Here is a 22,340-nt window from a genome sequence, read left to right as displayed (position 1 = left end):
CTGTCATCCGAAGGACACCAGTGACCCTCCAATCAGCGCGCAGAATCGCCGGCGACAAGCAATTCCTCACCTCAGCGGCCGCGCACGCCGGCATCACCGCAGGCGCCGCGGCCTTCGCCGGCGCCGCACTCTGCGGTGCGACGGCCCTCTTCCTGAGCGAGGCCCTGAACGCGGGGTCCGGCACATCCGGCCCCGGCAGCTCCGGCATGCAGTTCGCCGATCAGCTCTGGCGAATGTTCCTCCTGCTGACCTCGCTGCCGTTCAGCGGGCGTCTCGAGGCGGGGTTCGAGACCATCGGCGGTTTCGTCAGCACGGGCGACGAGGGGTTCACCCTGGGCGTGTGGCCGCTCGCCTCGCTGGCCTGTGTGGTCCTCGCAAGCCTTCTCGGCGCGTATCTGCTCGAACGTCGTCACCCGCAGCGCAGCGGCGGAATGCGCGCGGGAGCCGCCGCTGCCGCTGGGGTCGCTTTCGCCGTGCTCATGCTTCTCGTCGCCGTGCCGGGCGTCCGCTTCGATGCGCCAGGCGCGGTCGCCACCGTCTCGGCTCTCGGACCCGCGCTCGCGCCGTTCTCGTTCGCGACCGTGTTCGCGAGCGGCTGGCTCGGCAGGTCCCTCGCAACCCGCAAGCGACTCGAAGTCGGGCCGACCAGGAGACCACGAGGGCCGCTGGCGCACGAGCTCGCGAGCCTCGCCACCGACCTCGGCATCTACGCAGGAGCGCTCTCACTCACCGGCGCGGTGCTGGGCACCGTCACCCTCGTGGTCGTCTTCGTGCAGACCGGCGCTCAGAGCGCACTGCTTCCCATGCTGCTCGCCGGTGCCCCGCACGCCGGCTTCTGGGCGCTCATCCTCGCGCACCTCGGAGCCGTCACGGTGACGGCACCGTACACCGCCCTCCAGGGCATCTCCGTCCTGTCACCGGACCTCCCGTTCGCCTGGATCTCGGTCCTTCCCGTCGTCCTGGCCTCGCTCGGTTCGGCGCTCGTCATCGGTGTCGGACACTCCCGGACGCGCACCCCAGACTTGGCGAAGATCTGGCGCCTCCCCGCCGCGGTCTTCGTCCTGTGGATGGTGGGCTCGCTGGTCTTCCTCCCCGTGACGCTCTCCGGTTCGGCGACGGTGCTCGGCTTCACGCTCGGGGAACTCGAGCTCGCCGCTCGGCCCGCATTCTGGACCCCTGCGCTCTTCGCCGTCTGGGCCCTGGCCGTCGAGCTCGGCGCATGGGCGCTCCCAGACCGCGCCAGGGCCCTCACACCGAGGGCCCACGCCGTCGCGATCCGGATCCGCACGCAACTCGGGGGCTCGGGATCGCCAGCCAACGTGGAATGGGCAGGCACCGCGCCCGTCGCGCTGCCGTCGGTGTCGGCGTCGGCGTCGCCCCACCAGGCGTCCTCGCTCCCAGAGCCTCGGCACGAATCCGCAGGACCCCAGCCTCAGCCCATGACCGCGAGGACCAAGCGCCGACTTCGCATCGTCGGCGTCTGCACCACGGTCGCAGTGCTGGTCGTCACGGCTTCCGCGATCGCGATCACGTCGGTCAACACGCAGCGCGGTGCGGTCGCGAAGGTCCGCGAATACGTGGAAGCGATCGCCGCGGGCGACGCGACGCACGCCGGCGAGCTGGTCGACCCCAACGTAGAGACGTCGCAACGCGACTACGTGAGCGATGCGATGCTCGCATCCGCCACCGAGCGGATCACCGTCCTGGACGTGGTCGAGACGGAGCTGAGCCCGGCGGCCCCGACCACGAGCTGGTTCGAGGAACCCGCCCAGGAGCCGCACGGATCCGGCCGAGAGACGCGGAACGTGCAGGTCACCTACCGGCTCGGCGGCACGACGGAGAGCACCGTGCTCGCCGTAGAGCGGATCGAGAACGAGTTCCTCGTCCTCGAGACCTGGCGGGTCGTCACCCCACTCGTCTTCGAGTCCGTCGCCGGCACCAGCCACGCCATGGACTTCACCATCGGCGCTGTGGCGGCAGCACCCGGACCAGTGGAGACGCTGACCTGGGAGGGCAGCCAGCCGGTGAGCTGGGTTCCGTTCAGCGCGTACCCGGCCATCTACCCGGTGAGCGGGACCGAGTCGACGTTCTACTCGGTTGCCAGCGAGCCCGTCCGGGTCGGCCCAGTCGAAGCCGAGCACGTGCCTGATCGCAACCTGGTCTACACCCCCACCGACGCCCTCACCGAAGCGGTGGACGCCGCCGTCACAGCCATGATCGACGAGTGCGTGCTGTCAACCGACGCGGCGCCCGACGGCTGCCCGTTCGACACCTACGTCTACGGCGCGGACACGCCCCTGAGCTGGCAGGTCACCAGCTACCCGGACGTGTCAGTGAGCACGACGTCAGACCGATTCGAGGTCGAGGATGGCCTCGCGAGCTTCTCGTACACCGGAAGCAGCGGTCGGACGAGCACGGGCTCCAGTCCCATCCGGACGACGGGGACCTTCACAGTCGTCGGAGGCACTGTCACGATCGAGTTCAGCTGAGGGCGCTCGGGGGCGAGCCTGTCGGCGCGGTCGGCGCGTCGACCGCTCCCCCGAAACGCCGATCCCGACCGGCATATCGCTCGATGGCTTCCCAGAGGTCCGTCCTCGAGAAGTCCGGCCACAGCGTGTCCAGGAAGCACATCTCCGCGTAGGCCGCCTGCCAGAGAAGGAAGTTGCTGGTGCGCTGCTCGCCACTCGAGCGGACGAACAGGTCGACATCAGGCATCTCCGGGTCGTAGAGGTGCTTGGCGATCGTCTGCTCGGTGACGCGCTCCGGGCGCAGCCGGCCCACGCGAACCTCCTCCGCGATGCTCCTGACAGCGTCCGCGATCTCGAGGCGACCGCCGTAGTTGACGCACATCGTGAGCGTCATCCGCGTGTTGTCCTTCGTCAAGCGCTCAGCAAGCTGGAGGTCCTTGATGACCGACTTCCACAGCCGCGGCTCACGACCCGCCCAACGGATGCGCACACCCCACTCGTTGAGCTGATCGCGCTGGCGGTGCAGGACGTCGCGGTTGAACCCCATGAGGAAGCGCACCTCCTCCGGCGAGCGCTTCCAGTTCTCCGTCGAGAAGGCATAGGCGCTCAGGTGCTTCACACCGACCTGCAGGGCCCCGGCCACGACGTCGAGCAGCGCGGCCTCGCCGGCTCGATGTCCCTCGATCCGCGGCAGACCACGCTGGTTCGCCCATCTCCCGTTGCCGTCCATGACGACGGCGACGTGAGAAGGCACCTCGGACGCATCGAACTGCGGCGGATACACGCCGGTCCAGTCGACGGGCTTGAACTCCCGCGGTTGCTTGCTGCGGCTCATGCCTTCTCCTCAATGCTGGGCTCGACGGCCTCTTCGCGAACGGATGCTGCTGCGCTGGGCGGCTCCAGCCTGCCGAGCAGTCGATCGTGCTCGAGTACCTGCATGGATCGGAGCTTCTTCTCGAGGTACTGCTGCGAGTACGCCGAGACGATACCGCTTGCGCGGGCCCTCGGCGGCGCATCGAGCGTATCCAGCGTCGCCCAGTCGCCAGACAGCAGGGCTCGGAGCGCGTCGATGGTCGCAGCATCCACACGCATGACGCCGGCCGGCGTGCACCGCGCGCACACCACACCGCCGAGCTGCACGCTGAAGCGTTCATGCGGCCCGGGGGCCCCACATCGCGCGCAGTCATCCAGCGCCGGGGCCCAGCCCGCCAGCGAGAGTGCACGCAGCAGGTACGAGTCGAGAATGTCCTGGGACGCCCTCGCGCCCATGGTCAGGGCACGCAGAGCCCCGATGACCAGCGTGTACTGCTGCGGCGAAGGCTCAGCCTCGGCGATCCGCTCGGCAGCCTCGACGATCACCGACGCCGCCGAGTAGCGCGAGTAGTCGTCGACCAGGTCGCGGCCGTACGCGGCCAACGTCACCGCCTGCGTGACCGTGTCGAGATTGCGGCCCGCGTAGCACTGCACATCCACGACCATGAACGGCTCGAGTCGTGCCCCGAACTTCGAGGAGGTGCGTCTCACGCCGCGCGCGACGGCGCGCACCTTCCCCCGCTCCTTGCCGAGCAGCGTCACGATGCGGTCGGCTTCGCCGAGGCGCTGGGTGCGAAGGACGACCGCCTCGTCGCGATAGGTGGGCATCCATCCAGTATGAACCTCCTCTCACCGAGAGGCCGGAACCACGCGTGACCGAGCCGATGACGGTGCTGTGCGAGCATTGAGTCCATGGACTCGCCCGCCACGACGCTCCCCCTCTGGCTGGACCTCACCGCCATCGCTATCGGCGCCATCACGGCGGCCATGGTCGCGGAGCAGTTCCGCGACAAGAAGCTCGACTGGCTCGGGGTCGTGATCATCGGCATCACGGTCGGTCTCGGCGGGGGCATCATCCGCGACCTCCTGCTCGGCATCCGCCCGGTGAGCATGGAGACCGAGTGGTTCCTGTTCACGGCCGGAGCGGCGGCGCTCGGAGGGATGCTGCTGCAGCGCGTGCTGCGACGAATGGACGGACTCGTGTCGGTGCTCGATGCCGCCGCGCTCGGGTTCTTCTGCGCGGTCGGCACCCTGAAGGCGATGAACTTCGAGCTCCCCATCCTGCCGACGCTGCTCGTGGGCACCGTCACCGCAGCTGGCGGCGGCGTGGTTCGGGACATGCTGCTCGGAATGCCCGTCGGCATCCTCTTCGTCGGCTCGCTGTACGCGATCGCGGCAACGGCGGGAAGCGCCGCGTTCGTGCTCGCCGACTACCTCGGCGTCTCCCAGATCATCGGCATCGTGATCTGCGTCGCGGTGACGTTCGCGGTGCGCATGGCGAGCGTCTGGTTCGGACTCAGCCTTCCTGAGCAGATAGCGCTGCGGATGCCCCGGTTCCGACGATCTGCGCGCACGGGGAAGACCGAGCGGGAGCGGCCGTTCACCGACCGGGAGATCCTCGAGGCGTCGGGCTTCCACGCCCTGGACACGCGCCCCATCGCAGTCCTCGAGGAGAAGCGGGCCAACCAGGAGCAGAAGAGGGCGAGCGACCCGGACTCGGAGTGAGCTCCGGTCGGGCGTCCGCCCTCCTTGGTGGTCGCGCCTACGCGACGGTCGTCAGCTGCGCGTCCAGCTCGGCCTCGGTCTGCCCGCGCAGCGCACGGTTGACGCCCGACACGATGGCCTTGAGCGAGGCGGTCGAGATGTCGCTGTCGATGCCGACACCCCACAGGCGCACGCCGGCGACGTCGAGCTCGATGTAGGCAGCGGCACGGGCGTCGCCGCCGACCGAGAGCGCATGCTCGACGTAGTCGAGCAGCTCGACCTGCAGACCCTGCTCACCGAGCAGCTTCATGAAGGCGTCGAGCGGACCGTTCCCCTTGGACGCGTGGTCCTCGACCGCGGTCCCGTCTCGCAGCGAGACGCTGAGGTCGACCGCGCCGTCGAGCGCGGAGCTCGTCGCGGTGCGGAACAGCTCGAAGCGGCCCCACTTGTGCTGCTCGCTCTCCGCTGGCAGGTACTCGTCGTTGAAGATGCGCCAGATGGCGTCGGTCGAGACCTCTCCACCTTCGGAGTCGGTCTTGTTCTGCACGACGCCGGAGAACTCGATCTGCAGGCGACGCGGCAGGTCCAGGTTGTGGTGCTCCTTGAGCAGGTACGCGACACCGCCCTTGCCCGACTGCGAGTTGACGCGGATGACCGCCTCGTAGCTGCGGCCGAGGTCGCGCGGGTCGACGGGCAGGTACGGGACCTCCCAGGTCAGCTCTTCGACGGAGACCCCGAGGGCTTCGGCCTTCGCGGCCATCGCCTCGAACCCCTTCTTGATGGCGTCCTGATGCGAGCCGGAGAAGGCCGTGTAGACCAGGTCCCCGCCCCACGGCGCACGCTCGCCCACCGGGAGCTGCGTGCAGTACTCGACCGTGCGTCGGATGCCGTCGATGTCGGAGAAGTCGATCTGCGGGTCGACACCCTGCGTGAACATGTTGACGCCGAGCGTCACCAGGTCCACGTTGCCCGTGCGCTCGCCGTTGCCGAAGAGGCAGCCTTCGATGCGGTCGGCCCCGGCGAGGTAGCCGAGCTCGGCTGCCGCGACGCCGGTGCCCCGGTCGTTGTGCGGGTGGAGGGAGAGCACGACGCTCTCGCGCCGGGCCAGGTTGCGGTGCATCCACTCGATCGAGTCCGCGTACACGTTCGGGGTCGACATCTCGACGGTCGCCGGCAGGTTGATGATGACCGGACGCTCGGGGCTCGCGTCGAAGCCCTCGATGACCTGGTTGCAGATGTCGACGGCGAAGTCGAGCTCGGTGCCCGTGTAGCTCTCCGGGGAGTACTCGTAGTAGATCTTCGTGTCTGGCACGATCGCCTCGGCCTCGCGGCAGAGGCGCACACCCTCGAGCGCGATGTCGATGATGCCCTGGCGATCCTTGCGGAAGACGACCTCACGCTGCAGCACGCTGGTGGAGTTGTAGAGGTGGACGATTGCCTGCTTGGCGCCCTTGAGGGACTCGAAGGTGCGCGTGATGAGGTGGCCGCGGGCCTGCGTCAGCACCTGGATCGTCACGTCGTCGGGAATGACGTTCTCTTCGATGAGCGAACGCACGAAGTCGAAGTCGGTCTGGCTGGCCGACGGGAAGCCTACCTCGATCTCCTTGTAGCCCATGCGGACCAGGAGGTCGAAGAGCGCACGCTTGCGCTCGGGCGACATCGGGTCGATGAGGGCCTGGTTTCCATCGCGCAGGTCGACGGCGCACCAGCGGGGTGCGCGCTCGATGCGCTTCGACGGCCAGGTGCGGTCGGGCAGCTCGACGGTGATCTGCTCGTGGTGCGGGACATAGCGATGCGCTGGCATCGACGACGGCTGCTGCATGTTCTTCATTTTTGGCTCCGAGATTGGCTTCGAGACGTGCTAAGCCGACAGCAGACTCCGCGGCGAGGGGGGCTTAGAGCGAAGCCTCGCCGCGGCAGCGAAGAAGGAGCGTGCCGAACAGCATGGTCACAGCGTAACACCGAGGCACTCGTTCACTTGCTCGATCAGTTGAGTCCGTGCTCGTAGGCGAAGACGACGAGCTGCACGCGATCCCGCAGCCCGAGTTTCGCGAGCACCCGCGAGATGTGCGTCTTCACCGTCGCCTCGCTGAGGAACTCCTGCCGCGCGATCTCCCCGTTCGAGAGGCCCCGCGAGGCGAGCGCGAACATCTCCCGCTCACGTTCCGTGAGGGTCAGGTAGCGCTCTGGGACAGCCACCGCCTCGGGGACCGCTGCGGAGTACCGACGGATGAGGTCAGCCGTGGCCTGAGCCGCGAAGACCTCCGCGCCGGTGTTGACCGTGCGAACCGCGGCGAGGAGGAACTCGGGGTCGGCGTCCTTCAGCAGGAAGCCGCTGGCGCCCGCGCCGACGGCCTTCGCGACGGCTTCGTCGAGGTCGAACGTCGTGAGGACGAGGATGCGCGTCGCCGAGCCGCTCGCGACGATCTGCTTCGTGGACTCGAGCCCGTCTTGACCCGGCATGCGCACATCCATGAGCATCACGTCCGGCTTCAGCGCCTTCGCAAGAGCTACCCCGGCGGCCCCGTCGCTGGCCTCCCCGATGAAGCGCATGTCGTCCTGGCTCTCGATGAGCATCCTGATGCCGCTGCGGAACAGAGGCTGGTCGTCGACGAGCGCGACGGTGATCTGACTGCTGGTCACAGGTCCTGCCTCTCGGTTGTCGTGCGGGCACGGTCGCCCTCGAGCTCTCCCGTGCCGGTCGGCTGTGCTGAAGCGAGCGGCAGCCAGGCATGGACGCGGAACTGCCCACCCAGTCGCTCTGCCTGCACGTTACCGCCTGCTATGCCGATGCGCTCGGCCATGCCGATGAGACCGTGTCCCGTGTCGGTCCGCGGGCGGGGCGGGTCGGCGATGGCGTTCACGATGGTGACCTCGAAGACCTGCCCCCAGCTCAACCGGACGACGACCTGCTGCGTCGCATCGCCATGCTTGAGGACGTTCGTGAGCGACTCCTGCAGCAGGCGGAAGACCGCGCCCTGCGCCTGCGTCGAGAGCGTCCCAGGCTGCCCGCGGGTCTCGAGCTGCAGGTCGAGGCCCGCAGCGCGCATTCGGGAGTAGAGAGCTGGAAGCTCATCGAGCCCCGGCTCGGGGCCCGCCTCCTGGCTGTGACGCAGCTGCCCGAGGAGTCCTCGGACGTCGACGAGGGCGCTCCTCGCCGTCGACGAGATCGTCACGAGGGCGGCTTCCGCAGCTTCCGGGCTGCTCTTCATCGCGTATCTGGCGCCATCGGCCTGCGCGACGACGACGGCGAGCGAATGCGCGACCACGTCGTGCATGTCGCGAGCGATCTGCGAGCGCTCCTGCTCCGCCGTCAGCTGCTCCTTCGCGCGCAGGCGCTCCAGCTCGGTGATGGCCGCGCGGTTCTTGACCTCTTGCGCCCTCAGGTGCATGCGGCGCAGCAGCCCGGCCAGCCAGGCGACGACACCAGCCCCCACGAACAGAAGCCAGATGAGGGCCGCCGAGAGGAGGAACTCGTCTCTGCTTCCGTCGAGATTCGACGCGATCGATGCCCAGGTGAAGGTGCCGGGGTCCCAATGCGGCATTAAGGCGACGATGAGGGTGGGCGCGATGATCCCGTAGGCGCCGGAGGTGACAAGCAGCGCTCGGCTTCCGTACGCGACGGCAGCGTAGATGCTGAGGTAGATCGCCACGTCCTGCGGATGGGGCCCGAACGCGAAGATCGACTTCAGCAGGGCCGCCAGCACGACGATGAGGAAGCTCGGCCACGGAGCGTAGCGGCGGAGGATGATGGCGACCGTGAAGAGCACCCAGGAGGGCAGCAGCAGCCAGGTCAGGGTGGTGCCGTTCGACGCGTCGTAATCGAACGGCAGCCCCAGGCTGATGGCGAAGAGCACACCGAGGATGATGTCGGTCACCCACTGGAGCCAGGTCAGGCGGTGGGTGTGCTGCGTCCAGAGGCGTGTCACCGTGGCGAGCAGCGATTCCCGCTTCTTCGACTCCACCGCCCGGGCAGCCGGGCTGGCCGTCTCAGAAACCGAGGCGTCCGAGCTGCTTCGGGTCACGCTGCCACTCCTTCGCCACCTTCACGCGGATCGAGACGATGACACGTCCCTCGGTGATCTGCGAGATCTCCCGTTGCGCCTGCTCGCGGATGCGCTTGAGCCGTTCCCCGCCGCGCCCGATGATGATGCCCTTCTGGCTGTCGCGCTCGACGACGATGTTGACGTAGAGCTCGCGGGTCACGCCGTCGTCGCGGGTGACGATCTCCTCGACGGTGACGGCGATCGAGTGCGGGAGCTCGTCGTGCACACCCTCGAGGGCGGCCTCGCGGACGAGCTCGGCTGCGCGCTGCTCGAACGACTCCTCGGTCTTCATATCGCTCGGATAGAGCGGTTCCGATTCCGGGAGGAGCGCGAGGATGATGCCGGTCAGCGTGTCGAGCTGGATGTCCTCCGCCGCCGAGACCGGCACGATGTCGTCCCATTCGCGGAGGCCCTGCACGTCGACGAGGCGCGCCGCGAGGACGTCGCGGCTCACCGTCTCTGCCTTCGTGACGATGGCGATCTTGCGCGCCTTGGGAGCCTCCTCGAGCTGCTCGTTGATGAAGCGGTCCCCCGGGCCGACCGGCTCGTTCGCCGGGACGCAGAATCCGATGACGTCAACCTCGGCGAGCGTTGCGTGCACGACGTCGTTGAGACGCTCGCCGAGCAGCGTGCGCGGGCGATGCATTCCAGGCGTGTCGACGATGATGACCTGGCCGTCCTCACGGTGGACGATACCTCGAACGGCCCGGCGGGTCGTCTGGGGCTTGTCCGAGATGATGGCGATCTTCTCGCCGACCAGGGCGTTCGTCAGGGTCGACTTCCCGACGTTCGGGCGACCCACGAAGGTCACGAATCCTGCTCGGTAGTTCGTCATGCTTCGATTCCTGACTCTTGAAGTGGTTCCAGGCGACGCGCCAGGACGGTGAGGATGCGCTTGCGCGGGCCGACGCGCTCGGCGACGAGCTCGATGCCGTCGACGACCGCCCTGTCCCCGCGCTCGGGGATCTTCGACAGCGACTTCGCGAGCAGGCCGCCTACGGAGTCGACGTCATCGAACTCGAGGTCGATGTCGAAGAGGTCTCCGAGCTCGCCGGTAGCGAGCCGGGAGGAGACCCGGTAGCCGCCGTCCAGCAGCTTTCGTGGTTCGTCGCCCGGTCGATCGTACTCGTCGCTGATCTCGCCGACGAGCTCCTCGATGAGATCCTCCAGGGTGACGAGGCCCGCGATGCCGCCGTACTCGTCGACGACCATGGAGAGGTGGGTCGCGGAGGCCTGCATGCGCCGCAGCAGCAGATCGGCGCGGAGTGACTCAGGAACAAAGTCTGCCTGGCGCGCCAGCTCCACGGCGGGCTTCGACCGGTTCTCCTCCTGCAGCGACTGCCGCACGAGGTCCTTCAGATAGAGCACTCCGAGAATGTCGTCGCTGTCGCGCCCCACGACGGGGGCGCGGGAGATGCCGGTCTCGAGGAACTGCTCGAGTGCGTCTCTGACGCCCTCGTCGCCGTCGATCGTCACCATGTCCGTGCGGGCGACCATGACCTCGCGGACGAGCCGGTCGGAGAACTCGAAGACGGAGTGGATGAGCTCGCGGTCGCCGTGCTCGAGCACCTTGAGGTCGGCGGCCTCGTCGACCATGTTGAGCAGCTCCTCTTCGCTGGAGACCGAGCCGATGCGCTGTGGTCGTCCAGGAGTCACCCGGTCGCCGAGCACGACAAGAAGGTCTGCGACCGGCCCGATGACCACCCGGACGGCGCGTGCGATCGGCGCGGCGAAGCTCATGACCTGCTGCGGATGCGCGCGGGCGACGCTTCTCGGGCTGGTCCCCGCGATGATGAACGACACCAGGATCATGATGGCCACGGAGACGAGGAACGCCTGCCACCTGACGTCGAAGAGGTCGGTCAGGATGAGCGTCACGAGCACCGCGGACATGCTCTCGAACAGGACGCGCGCGAAGGTCAGCGCGTTGCTGTGCGCGCCTGGATCGGCGGCGATGGCCTCGATGGAGCGCCGTGCGCGGCTCCCAGCCGCCACCTGCTCGAGCTCGGGCCGGGAGAGGCGAGCGATGACCGCTTCAGTTGCGGCGAGCAGTCCGCTCAGCGCCACCATCAGGACGATGGCGGCGACGAGCAGAACCGCGGTCATCTGGCGCGCTTCCTCTCCTGGAGGTGGAAGCCGACGAGGATGTCGCGCTGGAGCCCGAACATTTGCTTCTCTTCCTCGGGCTCGGCGTGATCGAAGCCCAGGAGGTGGAGGACGCCGTGCGTCGTCAGCAGCAGCAGCTCGTCCATCATGGAGTGTCCCGCGGCCTTGGCCTGATCCGTGGCGACCTGCGGGCACAGCACGATGTCGCCCAGGAGTCCCGGAGGAGTCTGCCTGTCGACGTTGCCTGGCCGGAGCTCGTCCATGGGGAAGCTCAGCACGTCGGTCGGACCGGGCTCGCCCATCCACTGCACGTGCAGCTCCTCCATGGGACCGACCTCGACGAGAACAATGGCGAGCTCGGACTCGGCGTGGACATGCAGCTGGTCGAGCGCGTACGCCGCGACACGCTGCAGGGCACCCTCGTCGACCTCGTAGCTGGCCTCGTTGTTGACCTCGATGCTCATCGGCCCTCGTTCCTGTCCCGGCGACGGTGATCGTCGGCCTGTTTCTTCTGGTCGTACTCGGTGTAGGCGTCGACGATGCGCGCAACGAGGGTGTGCCTGACGACGTCGTCGCTCGTCAGGTGCGAGAAGTGCACCTCGTCGATACCGCCGAGCACGTGCGTGACGAGCTTCAGGCCGGAGGCCCCCATCGGCAGGTCGAGCTGTGTGATGTCGCCCGTGACGACCATCTTCGAGCCGAACCCGAGCCTCGTGAGGAACATCTTCATCTGCTCTGGCGTCGTGTTCTGCGCCTCGTCGAGCACGACGAACGCGTCGTTGAGTGTGCGTCCGCGCATGTACGCGAGGGGAGCGACCTCGATCGTGCCGCTCGCCATGAGCTTGACGACCACTTCGGGGTCGAGCATCTCGTTGAGCGCGTCGAAGAGCGGTCGCAGGTACGGGTCGATCTTGTCGTTGAGTGTGCCGGGCAGGTATCCGAGCCGCTCGCCGGCCTCGACGGCAGGGCGAGTCAGGATGATCCGGGTGACCTCCTTGCGCTGCAGGGCCTGTACAGCCTTCGCCATCGCCAGGTAGGTCTTGCCGGTTCCCGCCGGTCCGATGCCGAAGACGATCGTGTTGTCGTCGATCGCATCCACATACTGCTTCTGGCCGAGCGTCTTCGGGCGGATGATCTTGCCGCGGGACTGGACGATCGCCTGTCCGAGGACGTCGGTCGGGGTCTCCTCGCCGCGATCGATGAGACGCTGCGAGCGCTCGACCTGGGCGGGCTCGAGGTCGACGCCGCTCCTGGCCATCTCGGTGATCTCGCGCAGGAGCGCCTCAGCGGCCGCGACGTCGCCGCGCTGCCCGCTGAAGGTGATCTCATTGCCGCGGGCGAGCACCCGCACGCGTGGATGCTCGCGCTCCACTGACTTGAGCAGCCGGTCCCCCGGTCCGAGGAGACGCACCATGGCGACCCCCTCCACCGTCGTGGTCTGCTCGACGAAGTCGTCCTCGACGCCCGATTGCTCGGCGCCGCGGGTCGATGAACTGTCTTGACTAGGCAAGGGATCCTTCCGAGAGTCCTCCGCCGAGGACGTGGGCGTGTACGTGGAAGACGGTCTGGCCCGCGGCCGCTCCCGAGTTGAAGACGAGGCGGAACTCGCTGTCCGTGTGCTGGTCGGCGAGCCCCTGGGCGACGGCGACGACCTCGGCGAGCAGCTCGGGGTCGCCGGCGGCCAGCTGGGAGACGTTCGCGTACTCCTGAGTCTTCGGGACGACCAGGAGGTGCACGGGTGCCTTCGGGCTGATGTCCTTGAACGCGATGACCCGCTCCGACTCGAAGACGATGTCGGCTGGGATCTCGCGGTTGATGATGCGCGTGAAGATGGACGGCTCTGAACTCGACATGCAGCCAGCCTACGACTCGGCGCCCGAGCGGAGCCGCGAGTCCCACGAGCCGCTCAGGGCGAGGATCGCGGCGATGGCGGCTGGAGCCGCACTCGAGGTCCGCAGGACGGAGGCGCCGAGATGCACGCGGCGACCGCCGGCGGCCTCGAACGTCTCGAACTCGCTGCCGTCGATCCCGCCTTCCGGGCCGACGACGAGCGTCAGCCGCCCCAGACCCGCGGTTGGACGCTCCTCGAGCGCGTCTCTCAGCGAGATGTCGCCGAGAGGGTCGAGCACCAGCAGCGGACCTTCCGCGGCGAGCCCAGCGACCTGTGCCGTCGAGTGCAGAGCAGCGACGTCGGGAACCCACGGCGACAGGCTCTGCTTGCTGGCCTCCCTGGCGACGGCGGCCCAGCGCTCTCGGCCCTTCTCCGCCTTCTGGTCCCAGCGACTCACGCTGCGCTTCGCCTGCCAGGGGACGAAGGCCGCGGCGCCGAGCTCTGTGGCCACCTGGACCGCGAGATCGTCCCGTCCGCCTTTCGCCAGCGCCTGCACGACGACGACTCGGGGCTCGAGCTCTGGAACCCGGCTGGCCCGGAGGACGTTCACGACCGCCAGGTCACGTTCGAGTGCGGCGAGCTCGCCGTCGACGACGAAGCCGCGCCCGTTGCCGAGCTGCAGGTGCTCGCCCACGCGCATGCGCGCGACGCCCATGTGCTTGGCCTCCGCCCCGCGGACCTGCGTGACGTCGCCCGCACGAAGCGCCTCGTCGAGGTCCTCAACGAGGTAGAGCCAGGCCACGTCAGCGGCCGAATCGGTCGCGGAGCTTCGAGAACATCCCCTGCTTTTCGCGCGCGAGGCGCGGTGCCTCGTGACGATGACGGGTCGCGAACTCCTCGATCAGCTTGCGCGACTTCCCGTCGAGCTTCGCGGGCGTCACGACCTGCACCGCGATGTCGAGGTCGCCTCGGTGCGTCGAGCGCAGACGCGTGATCCCACGACCGCGAACGGTGAGGACCTCGCCCGACTGAACGCCGGCCGGGATCTGCAGGTCGACATCGCCGTCAAGGGCGCCGACCGTGGTCGAGGTGCCCAGGATCGCGTCAGCCATCGACACCTCGATGACGCACTGCAGGTCGTCGCCGTCACGAGAGAAGACCTCGTGCGGTCGGACCCGGATCTCCAGGTAGAGGTCGCCGTTCGCTCCACCAGCCGGACCGGCTTCGCCTCGGCCGGGAAGGTGGATGCGCAGGCCGGAGTCGACGCCGGAGGGGATGTCGACGGGAATGCTCACGTTGGCGCGCACACGTCCCTGACCGTGGCACGTCTCGCACGGATGCTCGATGACGGTTCCGTAGCCGCGGCACTGCGCGCACGGCTGGTTCGTGACGACCATGCCCAGGATGGAGCGCACCTGACGCTGGACCGAACCGGCTCCCCCGCATGCCGAGCACGTCGTCGGCGAGGTGCCCGGAGCGCAGCACGTTCCCTGGCAGTTCTCGCAGGCGACCGCAGTGGTGACCTCGAGGTCGCGGTGCGTGCCGAACATGACCTCGTCGAGGTCCAGCTCGACGCGAACCAGCGCATCCTGACCGCGCTCTGCCCGCGACCGTGGGCCCCGGGAACCCTGCTGCCCGAAGAAGGTCTCGAAGATGTCCCCGAAGCCGCCGAAGGACTGCCCGTCCGGTCCGCCCTGGTCGTACTGTCGGCGTCGCTCGGTGTCGCTGAGCGTGTCGTAGGCGTGCGTGACGGACTTGAAGCGCTCCGCGGCGTCCGCGGACGGGTTGACGTCCGGGTGCAGCTGGCGGGCCAGCTTGCGGTAGGCCTTCTTGATCTCGTCCTGGGACGCCTCGCGGCTCACGCCGAGCACGTCGTAGTGGTCTGCCAAGAGTGGCGACTCCTTCTTTGCATCTGTGAATGTGTGCCTGTGTTGTCAGGCACCGGGTGCAACCGCCGGCGAGCCGGTCGGTGTCGGTCAGGCGTCCAGGTGTCTTTCGTCGAGCACCCGTGACAGGTAACTCGCAACGACCCGCACGGCCTGGATATTCCGCGGGTAGTCCATTCTCGTCGGTCCCACCACCCCGAGGCGCGCATCGCTGCCAGAGCTGCGATATCCGCTGGTCAGGATGGCCGTCTCGCCGAGGCCGAGGTCGACGTTCTCCTGGCCGATGCTGACCGAGTAGGCCTCGGTGCTGGAGTGGAGCTCGTCGAGCAGGCGCAGCAGCACGACCTGCTCCTCGATCGCCTCGAGCACCGGGAGGATGCTCGAGGGGAAGTCGCGTTCCGTTCGGGCCAGGTTGGCGGTCCCTGCCATGACGAGGCGCTCCTGGCGGTGCGCGAGCACAAGCTCGAGCAGGTTGGCCACGACGGGCGCGAAGAGCTCCGCGTCCTGCTCCCCCATGATGCCGCTCACGTCCCTCAGCTCAGTGGATGCGTGCGCGACGGTCCGGCCGACGAGGCGACCCGCGAGGCGATCGCGGAGCACGTGAAGCTGCTCGACACTCACCTCAGCCCCGAGATGCCCGATGCGCTGCTCGACGCGGCCAGAGTCGGTGATGAGGACGGTGAGCACCCGCCTGCTCGAGAGCAGCACGAACTCGACGTGCTGGATCGACGCGTTCGCGAGCGACGGGTACTGCGCGATCGCCACGGAGTTCGTCAGCTGGGCGAGCAGGCGCACCGAACGCCCGAGCACCTCGTCGACGTCCTCGCTGCCCTCGATGAAGGTCTCGATCGCGCGTCGCTGCGCACCCGAGAGCGGTCGGAACTCGGCAAGCCGGTCGACGAAGAGCCGGTAGCCCTTGTCCGTCGGGATGCGCCCGGAGGACGTGTGCGGGGCGACGATGAGCTCCGCGTCCTCGAGCTGCGCCATGTCGTTGCGGATGGTCGCGGCTGAGACGCCGAAGTCGTGACGGTCGGCGATCGACTTCGAGCCGACGGGCTCTCGGCTCGTCACGTAGTCGGTGACGATGACTCGGAGCACCTGCATGCTTCTATCCGAAACCACGATGCCCCTTCCGCTTCCGACCGCTGGCCCTCGACGGGGCGCCCATCTGGCACTCCCAGTCAGAGACTGCCAATCCTACCGCGTTCGGTCGACGGCAGGGGCAGAATGCCCAGGCCGTCACCGAGCAACCGAAATAGCCTGGGTGAAAACCGTCGAGAGGAATCCCATGTCCGATCACAACGCACCGACCCCGCAGCCTGGGAATGAGGATCCTGCTCAGCACCAGCCGTACAGCCAGCCCGGCCCGTACGGGCAGCAGCCCCCATACGGGCAGCAGCCCCCATTCGGACAGCAGGCGCCATACGGACAGCAGCCCCAGTACAGTCAGCCGCAGTACGGCCAGCAGCAGGCCGGGCCGCACTCGAGCGGTGCCACGAGCTCGGAACCGCCGCTGACGGCGGACGGGGACCGCCTCGTCGCGACGTTCGATCACCTGCTCAACATCGTCGCGCCCGCTGTCGGCCCACTGATCCTCTGGCTCGTGACGAGGCGGCGCGGCCCACTCGCCAACAGCGAGGGCCGTGAAGCCCTCAACTTCGGCATCACCGTCGCGATCATCTACGTCGGCATCGGGGTCATCTCGCTGCTGTCCCTGTTCGGCGGACCGTTGGCCCTGCTCGTGCCACTGCTGTACCCGCTGCTCTGGGTCGCCGTCGTCGTGTACGCGATCCTCGGTGCAGTGCAGGCCAATCAAGGCCGACCGTACCGCTACCCGGTGACCTTCCGGTTCGTCAGCTGACGAGGGCACGTCTCAGACGGCGATGCGCCTGACGATCGCATCCGCCATGAGGCGGCCCCGCAGCGTGGGCACGAGCCTCCCCTGCAGCGCCGCCCTGCCGTCGACGAGCGACTCGGCGATGAGCTCGGCGACCACACTGAAATCGTCGAGCTCAGAGATCGCGAGTCCTTCGCGGAGTCGTGACCCGAGCATGATGCGCTCGAACCGCTTCGTGTCCTCGTCGAGCACCTCCCGCCCCATGGCCGGGGTGATGCCGTCGGCGAGCCTCGACGCGTACGCGCTCGGGTGCTTCGCGTTCCACCAGCGCACTCCGCCGACATGGCTGTGCGCTCCCGGTCCGAAGCCCCACCAGTCGGCGTCGCGCCAGTAGGACAGGTTGTGGCGCGACGGATGCTCGCCTCGCAGCGACCAGTTGCTGACCTCGTACCACTCGAAGCCGGCCGAAGCCAAGCGCTCCTCCGCGAGCTCGTACATGTCCGCTTGCAGGTCGTCGTCGACGGCGGGCACCTCACCGCGGCGAATCTGCCTGGCGAGCTTCGTGCCGTCCTCGATGATGAGGGCGTACGCGCTCACGTGGAGCGGCTCCTGCTCGAGGGCCATGTCGAGCGAACGGCGCCAGTCCTCGAGCGACTCCCCTGGCGCGCCGTAGATGAGATCGAGACTCGGCTCGAGCCCAACCCTCTTGGCGGCAGCGACCACGATCGGGATGCGGGCGGGGTCGTGCGTGCGCTCGAGCACGGCCAGCACATGCGGGACCGCCGACTGCATCCCGAAGCTCACGCGGGTCACGCCGGCCTCGCGCAGCTGCGCGAGTTCACGTTCGCCGACGGAGTCCGGGTTCGCCTCGACCGTCACCTCGGCGTCAGGGGCGAGGCCCCAGCGGCTCCGAACGCCATCGAGCATCGCCGCGAGGTCGCTGACCGGCAGGAGGGTCGGCGTCCCACCGCCGAAGAAGACGGTCGAGACCTGGCGGGGCGATCCCGCGAGAACGCGCTCCGCGATCGCCATCTCCTTCTCGACCTCACCCGCGTAGCTCGAGCGAGACACCCCGCCGAGCTCCTCGGCCGTGTACGTGTTGAAGTCGCAGTACCCGCACCTGACACGGCAGAAGGGAACGTGGATGTACACGCCGAAGTCGCGTGCTTCGGCGCCGATGAGAGCCTGAGCCGGGAGCTCGCCGCTCGGCGGGACAGGCTCGCCAAGAGGCAGGGCGCTAGGCGCCAAGATAGCCGTTCAGCTTGGCCCAGCTCGGGGCGCGAGTCTCGTGATGCACCCGGACAGCCTAGGCGGTTTCTGTCGCTACATCACCCGAGCCCCACCGTGCGTTGCGCTCCCGCCCAACTGAGGGGACTACCGTCTGAGTCATGAGCAGCCAGGCGACCTCCCATAAGCACGTTCTCGTCTCCGGGGCATCCGGCATGATCGGCCACAGCCTGATCGAGGAACTCCACGCGCACGGCCACCGTGTCACGCGGCTCGTCAGGCGCGAACCGAAGGACAGCACCGAGTTCCGGTGGAACCCCGCGCAGCGCACCCTCGACGCGAGGGTGCTCGACGGGGTGGACGCGGTGGTGAATCTCTCGGGGTCACCGCTCAGCAAGCTCCCGTGGACCTACAACGTGAAGAAGGAGATCCTCAGGTCGCGCGTGAATGCGACGCTCACGATCACTGCTGCGATGGCCGCGTCAGCGAACCCGCCGACCCTGCTCATCAATGGCTCGGCTTCCGGCGCGTACGGCGACCGGCCAGGTCAGGTCCTCGACGAGGACTCCCTGCTTCCGGAGACCGACGAGTTCCTGCCCCGCGTCGTCGACCGGTGGGAGCGCGCGGCGCAGACGGCGCCGGAGGGCACCAGGGTGGTGCTCGCGCGCACGGGGCTCGTACTGGGCCGCGGCGGAGTCCTCACGGTCCTCAAGACGCTGGCGAGCGTCGGGCTCCTCTCCCAGCTGGGTGACGGCACGCAGCACTGGCCGTGGGTCAGCCTGCGCGACGAGGTGCGCGCCCTCAGGTTCCTGCTCGAATCCGACGAGGCGCAAGGCGCCTACAACCTGGTCGGTCCCACCCCCGCGACGGCCGACGAGATCCAGCAGCAGCTTGCGACCGAGCTCGGTCGCCCCTACAAGCTGAAGGCGCCGTCGACCCTCATCGACCTCACCCTGCAGAAAGCCGGCCGCGAGCTGTTCCTCGCCGACCAGCAGATCCGTCCGAAGCGCCTCCTCGACGCGGGATTCGCGTTCAAGGACCGCACCGCCACGCAAGCCGTGGAGCTCGCGCTGAAGTCTCCTGAGTTCGAGCCGGAGCCGGGGGCCGGTGTCTGACCTGAGCCTGACCGCGGTTCACGCCCCCTCGGGGCGCACCTTCTCCAGGCGGATACCCTCGCGAAGCGCTGACCTCGCTCGCTTCCGGTCTCCGGACGCCGAGTAGGCCAGCCCGAGGCGCATCCAGGCTCGCCAGTCGTCGGGGGCGGCTTCGACCTCGGCCTTCCACTTCGGGAAGTCCTCGTCGGCGGCCTCCCGCACGACTCGGCCGCTCGGGCGCTTCGCCAGGTCGTCCTCCGGCAGCTCCCCTGCGTCAGCGAGGCGCCGGAGCAGCCGCTCCGTCTGCATCCCGAACAGCAGCTCGCGTGCGATGAAGACGACCGCGAGGACCGGGAAGACGATGAGCGCCGCGCCCATGATCTTCGCGACGATGTCGCCAGCGAACAGGGAGACCGCCATACCGGTGACGAAGACGACGTAGAGCAGCAGGAGCAGTGTGACAGCCGCGACGCCCAGCTTGGTGGCGAGGTTGCGCTTCACGCTCTGCCCAGCAGTTCGCCGAGGCCGAGCACATCGTCAAGGCCGACCGTCGTGCCCTGTGAGGACCGCGCGTGCCCGATCGCAAGCCTGATGCCCTGCACATACGCCTCTTGTGAGATCGTCTCGTGTCGAATCGTGAGCACCTCCCCAGCTCCCCCGAGAACGACCTGCTGGTCGGCGACAACACCGCGCAGACGCATGCTGTGGATCGGCACGCCTGCGACCTGCTGTCCTCGCGCCTCCTGGCCGGCGTTCGGTGGGCGCAGCGGGTGCTCTCGCGCTGCCGCGATGCGCTCCGCGGTGCGGACCGCCGTTCCGGACGGGGAGTCCACCTTCTTGTCGTGGTGGGCCTCGAGGATCTCGATCGAGTCGAAGAACCGGCCGGCCACGCTCGCCAGCGCCGTGCCGAGCACGGAGCCGAGCGAGAAGTTGGGGACGAACACGGCTGCTCGTCCGGCCGGCACGACCGCCGCGACGCTCGCGATGCGCTGCTCATCCCACCCGCTCGTGCCGACGACCACATCGAGCCCGTGCTCGAGCGCGAACGGCACCGCGATCTCCGAGGCGTCGAGGTGCGACACGTCCACGAGCACGTCGGCGCCGAGCATCTCCTCAAGCGGAGTGGCACTCGTCAGCCCCGCGTGGAGTGCAAGCCCCTCCGTCGAGTCGATGATGCGCTCCACGAGGCTTCCCATGCGACCGGATGCGCCGAGCACGGCGACCTGAGTTTCCATGTCTCCAAGGGTACGGGCAACCGCCGTCGGTCCAGGTCGCTGTGGAGGGAGAGTCTGGCTGCGCGGCGGCGCCGAACGCCGCGAGTGGTCAGACCGCGATCGAGGCGCTGACGCCCGTGCGAAGTTCCGGAGTCAGGTGCGCCTGGTCGTTGAACAGCAGCAGCTCCGCGGGCTTGCGCGTGCGGACGCGCACGACGGTCAGCCCCGTGTTCACCGAGTTGAGCCCGAGCCAGCGCCAGTCTGGAGCGTCGACGACCCGACGCACGAACTCGCCGATCACGAAGTTGTGGGTCACGAGGAGCGTGTGCCGATCGTCTCGGCTCTTGCTGAAGAACGTGTCGTAGGCGTCGCTCATCTGCGCGACACCCGCCTCGATGACCTCATCGCCGATGCCGCCGAAGAAGCCGTCGTAGATGGAGGGTGCGCCGTCTTGTCCAGTGGGGATGCAGTCGAACAGCAGCGTCGACTCGAGGGCCGCCGGGCCGCTCGTGTACTGGTCGATGATCGCGCTCGTCTGCACGGCACGATCGAGCGGGGAGGTGTAGGTCTCGCTGAGCGGGACGGCGGCGAGACGACGGCCGATCAGGTGGGCCTGCGCACGGCCTCGCTCGGAGAGCGGGCCGTCGTTGATACCGTGCTCTGCGTTCTCCTGCTCGCCGTGTCTGACGAGGTAGAGGTAGTGCGACATCAGCGGCGCTCCAGTTCGGTCCTTGCTTCGGACGACAGTTTACCGACAGCGGATGCGACGAGCTCGCCGCTGAACATGTCGGCGGCGACCGACTGCACCTCATCGAGTGTCACGGCCTCGACTCGCGAGAGTGCCGCCTCGAGGTCGTAGAACCGACCCGTGTGAATCTCCGCGCGGCCGAGGCGCGACATGCGAGTGTCCGCGTCCTCGATCGCCAGCGCGGAGCCGCCAGCGCTCGCGCTCTTCGCATCCGCCAGCTCCGTGGCCGTCACACCGTCCTGCACGAGCTTCTCGGCTTCCTGGCGCAGCACTCGGACGGTCTCGAGCACGTTGTCTGGCGCGCATCCGGCGTACATGCCCGTGACGCCGAGGTCTGAGTGACTTCCGCCGAAGGAGTACACCGAGTACGCGAGCCCGCGCTTCTCCCTGATCTCCTGGAACAGGCGCGATGACATGCCACCGCCGAAGATCCGGTGCATGAGGCCGAACGCCTCCCGACGCGGGTCGAGCTGGGTGATGCCTTGCCCGCCGATGACGAGCGCCAGCTGCTCGAGCGGGCGGTCGATGGCGGACAGCGGGCCGGTGGGCACTGCGGACCCGGGCTGCAGGGCCGTCTCCCGACGGGCCACGGGGGCGGACGGCACGTCGAGGTCCCACCCTCCGGCCTTCAGGTTCCTCTCGAGCTGCGCACGGACCTCCTCGTGCTTGACCGCGCCCGCGATCGTCACGACGAGCTCCTCGGGACGGTAGTGCTGGCGGTAGGAGCTCCAGACGGCGTCGCGTTCGGCCGCCCTGATCGAGGCCGGGGTCCCGCCGATAGGTCGCGCGAGCGGATGCGTGCCGAGCAGCGTCTCGTAGAAGCGCTCCCAGACGACGTCGTTCGGGTCGTCGTCGGCCATCGCCAGTTCTTCGATGATGACACCGCGCTCGATCTCGAATTCCGCCGCGTCGATCACGCTCGAGGTGATCATGTCGCTGAGCACGTCGACGGCCATCGGCAGGTCCGCATCACGAACCTTGGCGTGGTAGAGCGTGTGCTCCTTCGCCGTCTGCGCGTTGACTTCGCCGCCCACCCGCTCGAACGCGGCCGAGACCTCGAAGGCGGTACGCGAGGGCGTCCCCTTGAAGAGCAGGTGCTCCAGGAAGTGTGTGGATCCGTACTCGTGAGGCTGCTCGTCGCGCGAGCCGACCGGCACCCACAGCCCGATGCTGGAGCTGGCGGCCCCGACGACCTCTTCGGTCAGGAGGCGCACGCCGCTGGGGAGGACGGATCGGCGGAAGAGGCCGCCGTTCGACACACGTGCTTCGATCTCGGGAAGGTCAAGTGGCAGTTCAATGGCATCGCGCATAACCAGTCAAGCCTAGAGCGTCCCAGCGGTGCGAGCGTCAGCGACGTGGGAACTCC

Annotated in this window: 22 protein-coding genes; 4 read left to right on the top strand and 18 right to left on the bottom strand. The window is 68.3% G+C overall.

Annotated elements, in window-relative coordinates:
- The first annotated feature begins 20 nt into the window (after positions 1-20).
- Complete coding sequence (locus tag HDC34_RS08760) at positions 21-2,489, top strand: hypothetical protein (protein WP_179556576.1); 2,469 nt, start codon at positions 21-23, stop codon at positions 2,487-2,489.
- Here HDC34_RS08760 and HDC34_RS08755 read toward each other — a convergent pair.
- Both HDC34_RS08755 and recO read right to left on the bottom strand, forming a co-directional pair.
- Positions 2,482-3,303 carry an isoprenyl transferase gene (locus tag HDC34_RS08755; protein ID WP_179556575.1) on the bottom strand — a complete coding sequence of 274 codons (822 nt, stop codon included), beginning with the start codon at positions 3,301-3,303 and terminating at the stop codon, positions 2,482-2,484. The genes HDC34_RS08760 and HDC34_RS08755 overlap by 8 nt on opposite strands.
- A complete protein-coding gene (recO, locus tag HDC34_RS08750; protein WP_179556574.1) occupies positions 3,300-4,109 on the bottom strand; it encodes a DNA repair protein RecO in 810 nt (269 codons plus the stop codon). Before recO ends, HDC34_RS08755 begins: the two co-directional genes overlap by 4 nt.
- 84 nt (positions 4,110-4,193) lie before the next feature.
- Here recO and HDC34_RS08745 point away from each other — a divergent pair, with 84 nt between their 5' ends.
- The gene (locus tag HDC34_RS08745) at positions 4,194-5,006 is read left to right on the top strand and encodes a trimeric intracellular cation channel family protein (protein ID WP_179556573.1); all 813 of its coding nucleotides are present in this window, start codon (positions 4,194-4,196) and stop codon (positions 5,004-5,006) included.
- A gap of 37 nt (positions 5,007-5,043) precedes the next feature.
- Here the strand turns inward: HDC34_RS08745 and leuA are convergent, their stop codons facing one another.
- From leuA to hrcA, 11 genes are all read right to left on the bottom strand, one after another.
- On the bottom strand, positions 5,044-6,816 hold the full coding sequence (leuA, locus tag HDC34_RS08740; RefSeq protein ID WP_104312102.1) for a 2-isopropylmalate synthase: 1,773 nt from the start codon (positions 6,814-6,816) through the stop codon (positions 5,044-5,046).
- 155 nt (positions 6,817-6,971) lie between these two features.
- On the bottom strand, positions 6,972-7,628 hold the full coding sequence (locus HDC34_RS08735; RefSeq protein ID WP_104312103.1) for a response regulator transcription factor: 657 nt from the start codon (positions 7,626-7,628) through the stop codon (positions 6,972-6,974).
- Positions 7,625-9,010 carry a histidine kinase gene (locus HDC34_RS18195; RefSeq protein WP_179556572.1) on the bottom strand — a complete coding sequence of 462 codons (1,386 nt, stop codon included), beginning with the start codon at positions 9,008-9,010 and terminating at the stop codon, positions 7,625-7,627. The genes HDC34_RS08735 and HDC34_RS18195 overlap by 4 nt, the downstream gene beginning before the upstream one ends.
- Positions 8,976-9,866 (bottom strand): GTPase Era, encoded by an 891-nt coding sequence (gene era / locus HDC34_RS08725; RefSeq protein WP_104312105.1) that lies wholly within the window; start codon positions 9,864-9,866, stop codon positions 8,976-8,978. Before era ends, HDC34_RS18195 begins: the two co-directional genes overlap by 35 nt.
- On the bottom strand, positions 9,863-11,137 hold the full coding sequence (locus HDC34_RS08720) for a hemolysin family protein (protein ID WP_104312106.1): 1,275 nt from the start codon (positions 11,135-11,137) through the stop codon (positions 9,863-9,865). Before HDC34_RS08720 ends, era begins: the two co-directional genes overlap by 4 nt.
- Positions 11,134-11,601 (bottom strand): rRNA maturation RNase YbeY, encoded by a 468-nt coding sequence (ybeY, locus tag HDC34_RS08715; RefSeq protein WP_068480328.1) that lies wholly within the window; start codon positions 11,599-11,601, stop codon positions 11,134-11,136. Before ybeY ends, HDC34_RS08720 begins: the two co-directional genes overlap by 4 nt.
- Positions 11,598-12,551, bottom strand: coding sequence for a PhoH family protein (locus tag HDC34_RS08710; protein ID WP_104312597.1), 954 nt, complete (start codon positions 12,549-12,551; stop codon positions 11,598-11,600). The genes ybeY and HDC34_RS08710 overlap by 4 nt, the downstream gene beginning before the upstream one ends.
- 88 nt (positions 12,552-12,639) lie before the next feature.
- Positions 12,640-12,990, bottom strand: a complete 351-nt coding sequence (locus tag HDC34_RS08705; protein WP_104312107.1) for a histidine triad nucleotide-binding protein — start codon at positions 12,988-12,990, stop codon at positions 12,640-12,642.
- A gap of 9 nt (positions 12,991-12,999) precedes the next feature.
- On the bottom strand, positions 13,000-13,770 hold the full coding sequence (locus HDC34_RS08700; RefSeq protein WP_179556571.1) for a 16S rRNA (uracil(1498)-N(3))-methyltransferase: 771 nt from the start codon (positions 13,768-13,770) through the stop codon (positions 13,000-13,002).
- A 1-nt stretch (position 13,771) separates the two neighbouring features.
- Positions 13,772-14,857: a molecular chaperone DnaJ gene (gene dnaJ / locus HDC34_RS08695; protein ID WP_104312109.1), complete on the bottom strand. Its 1,086-nt coding sequence runs from the start codon at positions 14,855-14,857 to the stop codon at positions 13,772-13,774.
- Between the two features lie 87 nt (positions 14,858-14,944).
- Positions 14,945-15,976, bottom strand: coding sequence for a heat-inducible transcriptional repressor HrcA (gene hrcA, locus HDC34_RS08690; RefSeq protein ID WP_104253439.1), 1,032 nt, complete (start codon positions 15,974-15,976; stop codon positions 14,945-14,947).
- A 166-nt stretch (positions 15,977-16,142) separates the two neighbouring features.
- Here hrcA and HDC34_RS08685 point away from each other — a divergent pair, with 166 nt between their 5' ends.
- On the top strand, positions 16,143-16,715 hold the full coding sequence (locus tag HDC34_RS08685) for a DUF4870 domain-containing protein (RefSeq protein WP_179556570.1): 573 nt from the start codon (positions 16,143-16,145) through the stop codon (positions 16,713-16,715).
- A 12-nt stretch (positions 16,716-16,727) separates the two neighbouring features.
- Here the strand turns inward: HDC34_RS08685 and hemW are convergent, their stop codons facing one another.
- Positions 16,728-17,939 (bottom strand): radical SAM family heme chaperone HemW, encoded by a 1,212-nt coding sequence (gene hemW, locus HDC34_RS08680; protein ID WP_179556569.1) that lies wholly within the window; start codon positions 17,937-17,939, stop codon positions 16,728-16,730.
- A gap of 140 nt (positions 17,940-18,079) precedes the next feature.
- On the opposite strand from hemW, the gene HDC34_RS08675 reads away from it, so the two are divergent.
- The gene (locus tag HDC34_RS08675; protein WP_179556568.1) at positions 18,080-19,033 is read left to right on the top strand and encodes a TIGR01777 family oxidoreductase; all 954 of its coding nucleotides are present in this window, start codon (positions 18,080-18,082) and stop codon (positions 19,031-19,033) included.
- Positions 19,034-19,051: 18 nt separating this feature from the next.
- Here HDC34_RS08675 and HDC34_RS08670 read toward each other — a convergent pair whose 3' ends face one another.
- From HDC34_RS08670 to HDC34_RS08655, 4 genes are all read right to left on the bottom strand, one after another.
- Positions 19,052-19,513, bottom strand: a complete 462-nt coding sequence (locus tag HDC34_RS08670; RefSeq protein WP_179556567.1) for a hypothetical protein — start codon at positions 19,511-19,513, stop codon at positions 19,052-19,054.
- A complete protein-coding gene (gene dapB / locus HDC34_RS08665) occupies positions 19,510-20,247 on the bottom strand; it encodes a 4-hydroxy-tetrahydrodipicolinate reductase (protein WP_179556566.1) in 738 nt (245 codons plus the stop codon). The genes HDC34_RS08670 and dapB overlap by 4 nt, the downstream gene beginning before the upstream one ends.
- Before the next feature lie 88 nt (positions 20,248-20,335).
- Positions 20,336-20,935, bottom strand: a complete 600-nt coding sequence (locus HDC34_RS08660) for a histidine phosphatase family protein (protein WP_179556565.1) — start codon at positions 20,933-20,935, stop codon at positions 20,336-20,338.
- Positions 20,935-22,284: a pitrilysin family protein gene (locus tag HDC34_RS08655; protein ID WP_179556564.1), complete on the bottom strand. Its 1,350-nt coding sequence runs from the start codon at positions 22,282-22,284 to the stop codon at positions 20,935-20,937. Before HDC34_RS08655 ends, HDC34_RS08660 begins: the two co-directional genes overlap by 1 nt.
- Positions 22,285-22,340 lie beyond the last annotated feature (56 nt).

The sequence above is a fragment of the Pseudoclavibacter sp. JAI123 genome (assembly GCF_013409665.1).
Taxonomy (GTDB): domain Bacteria; phylum Actinomycetota; class Actinomycetes; order Actinomycetales; family Microbacteriaceae; genus Pseudoclavibacter.
Note: the sequence above shows the minus strand (reverse complement) of the source record. Positions and strands in the feature narration are given on the sequence as shown.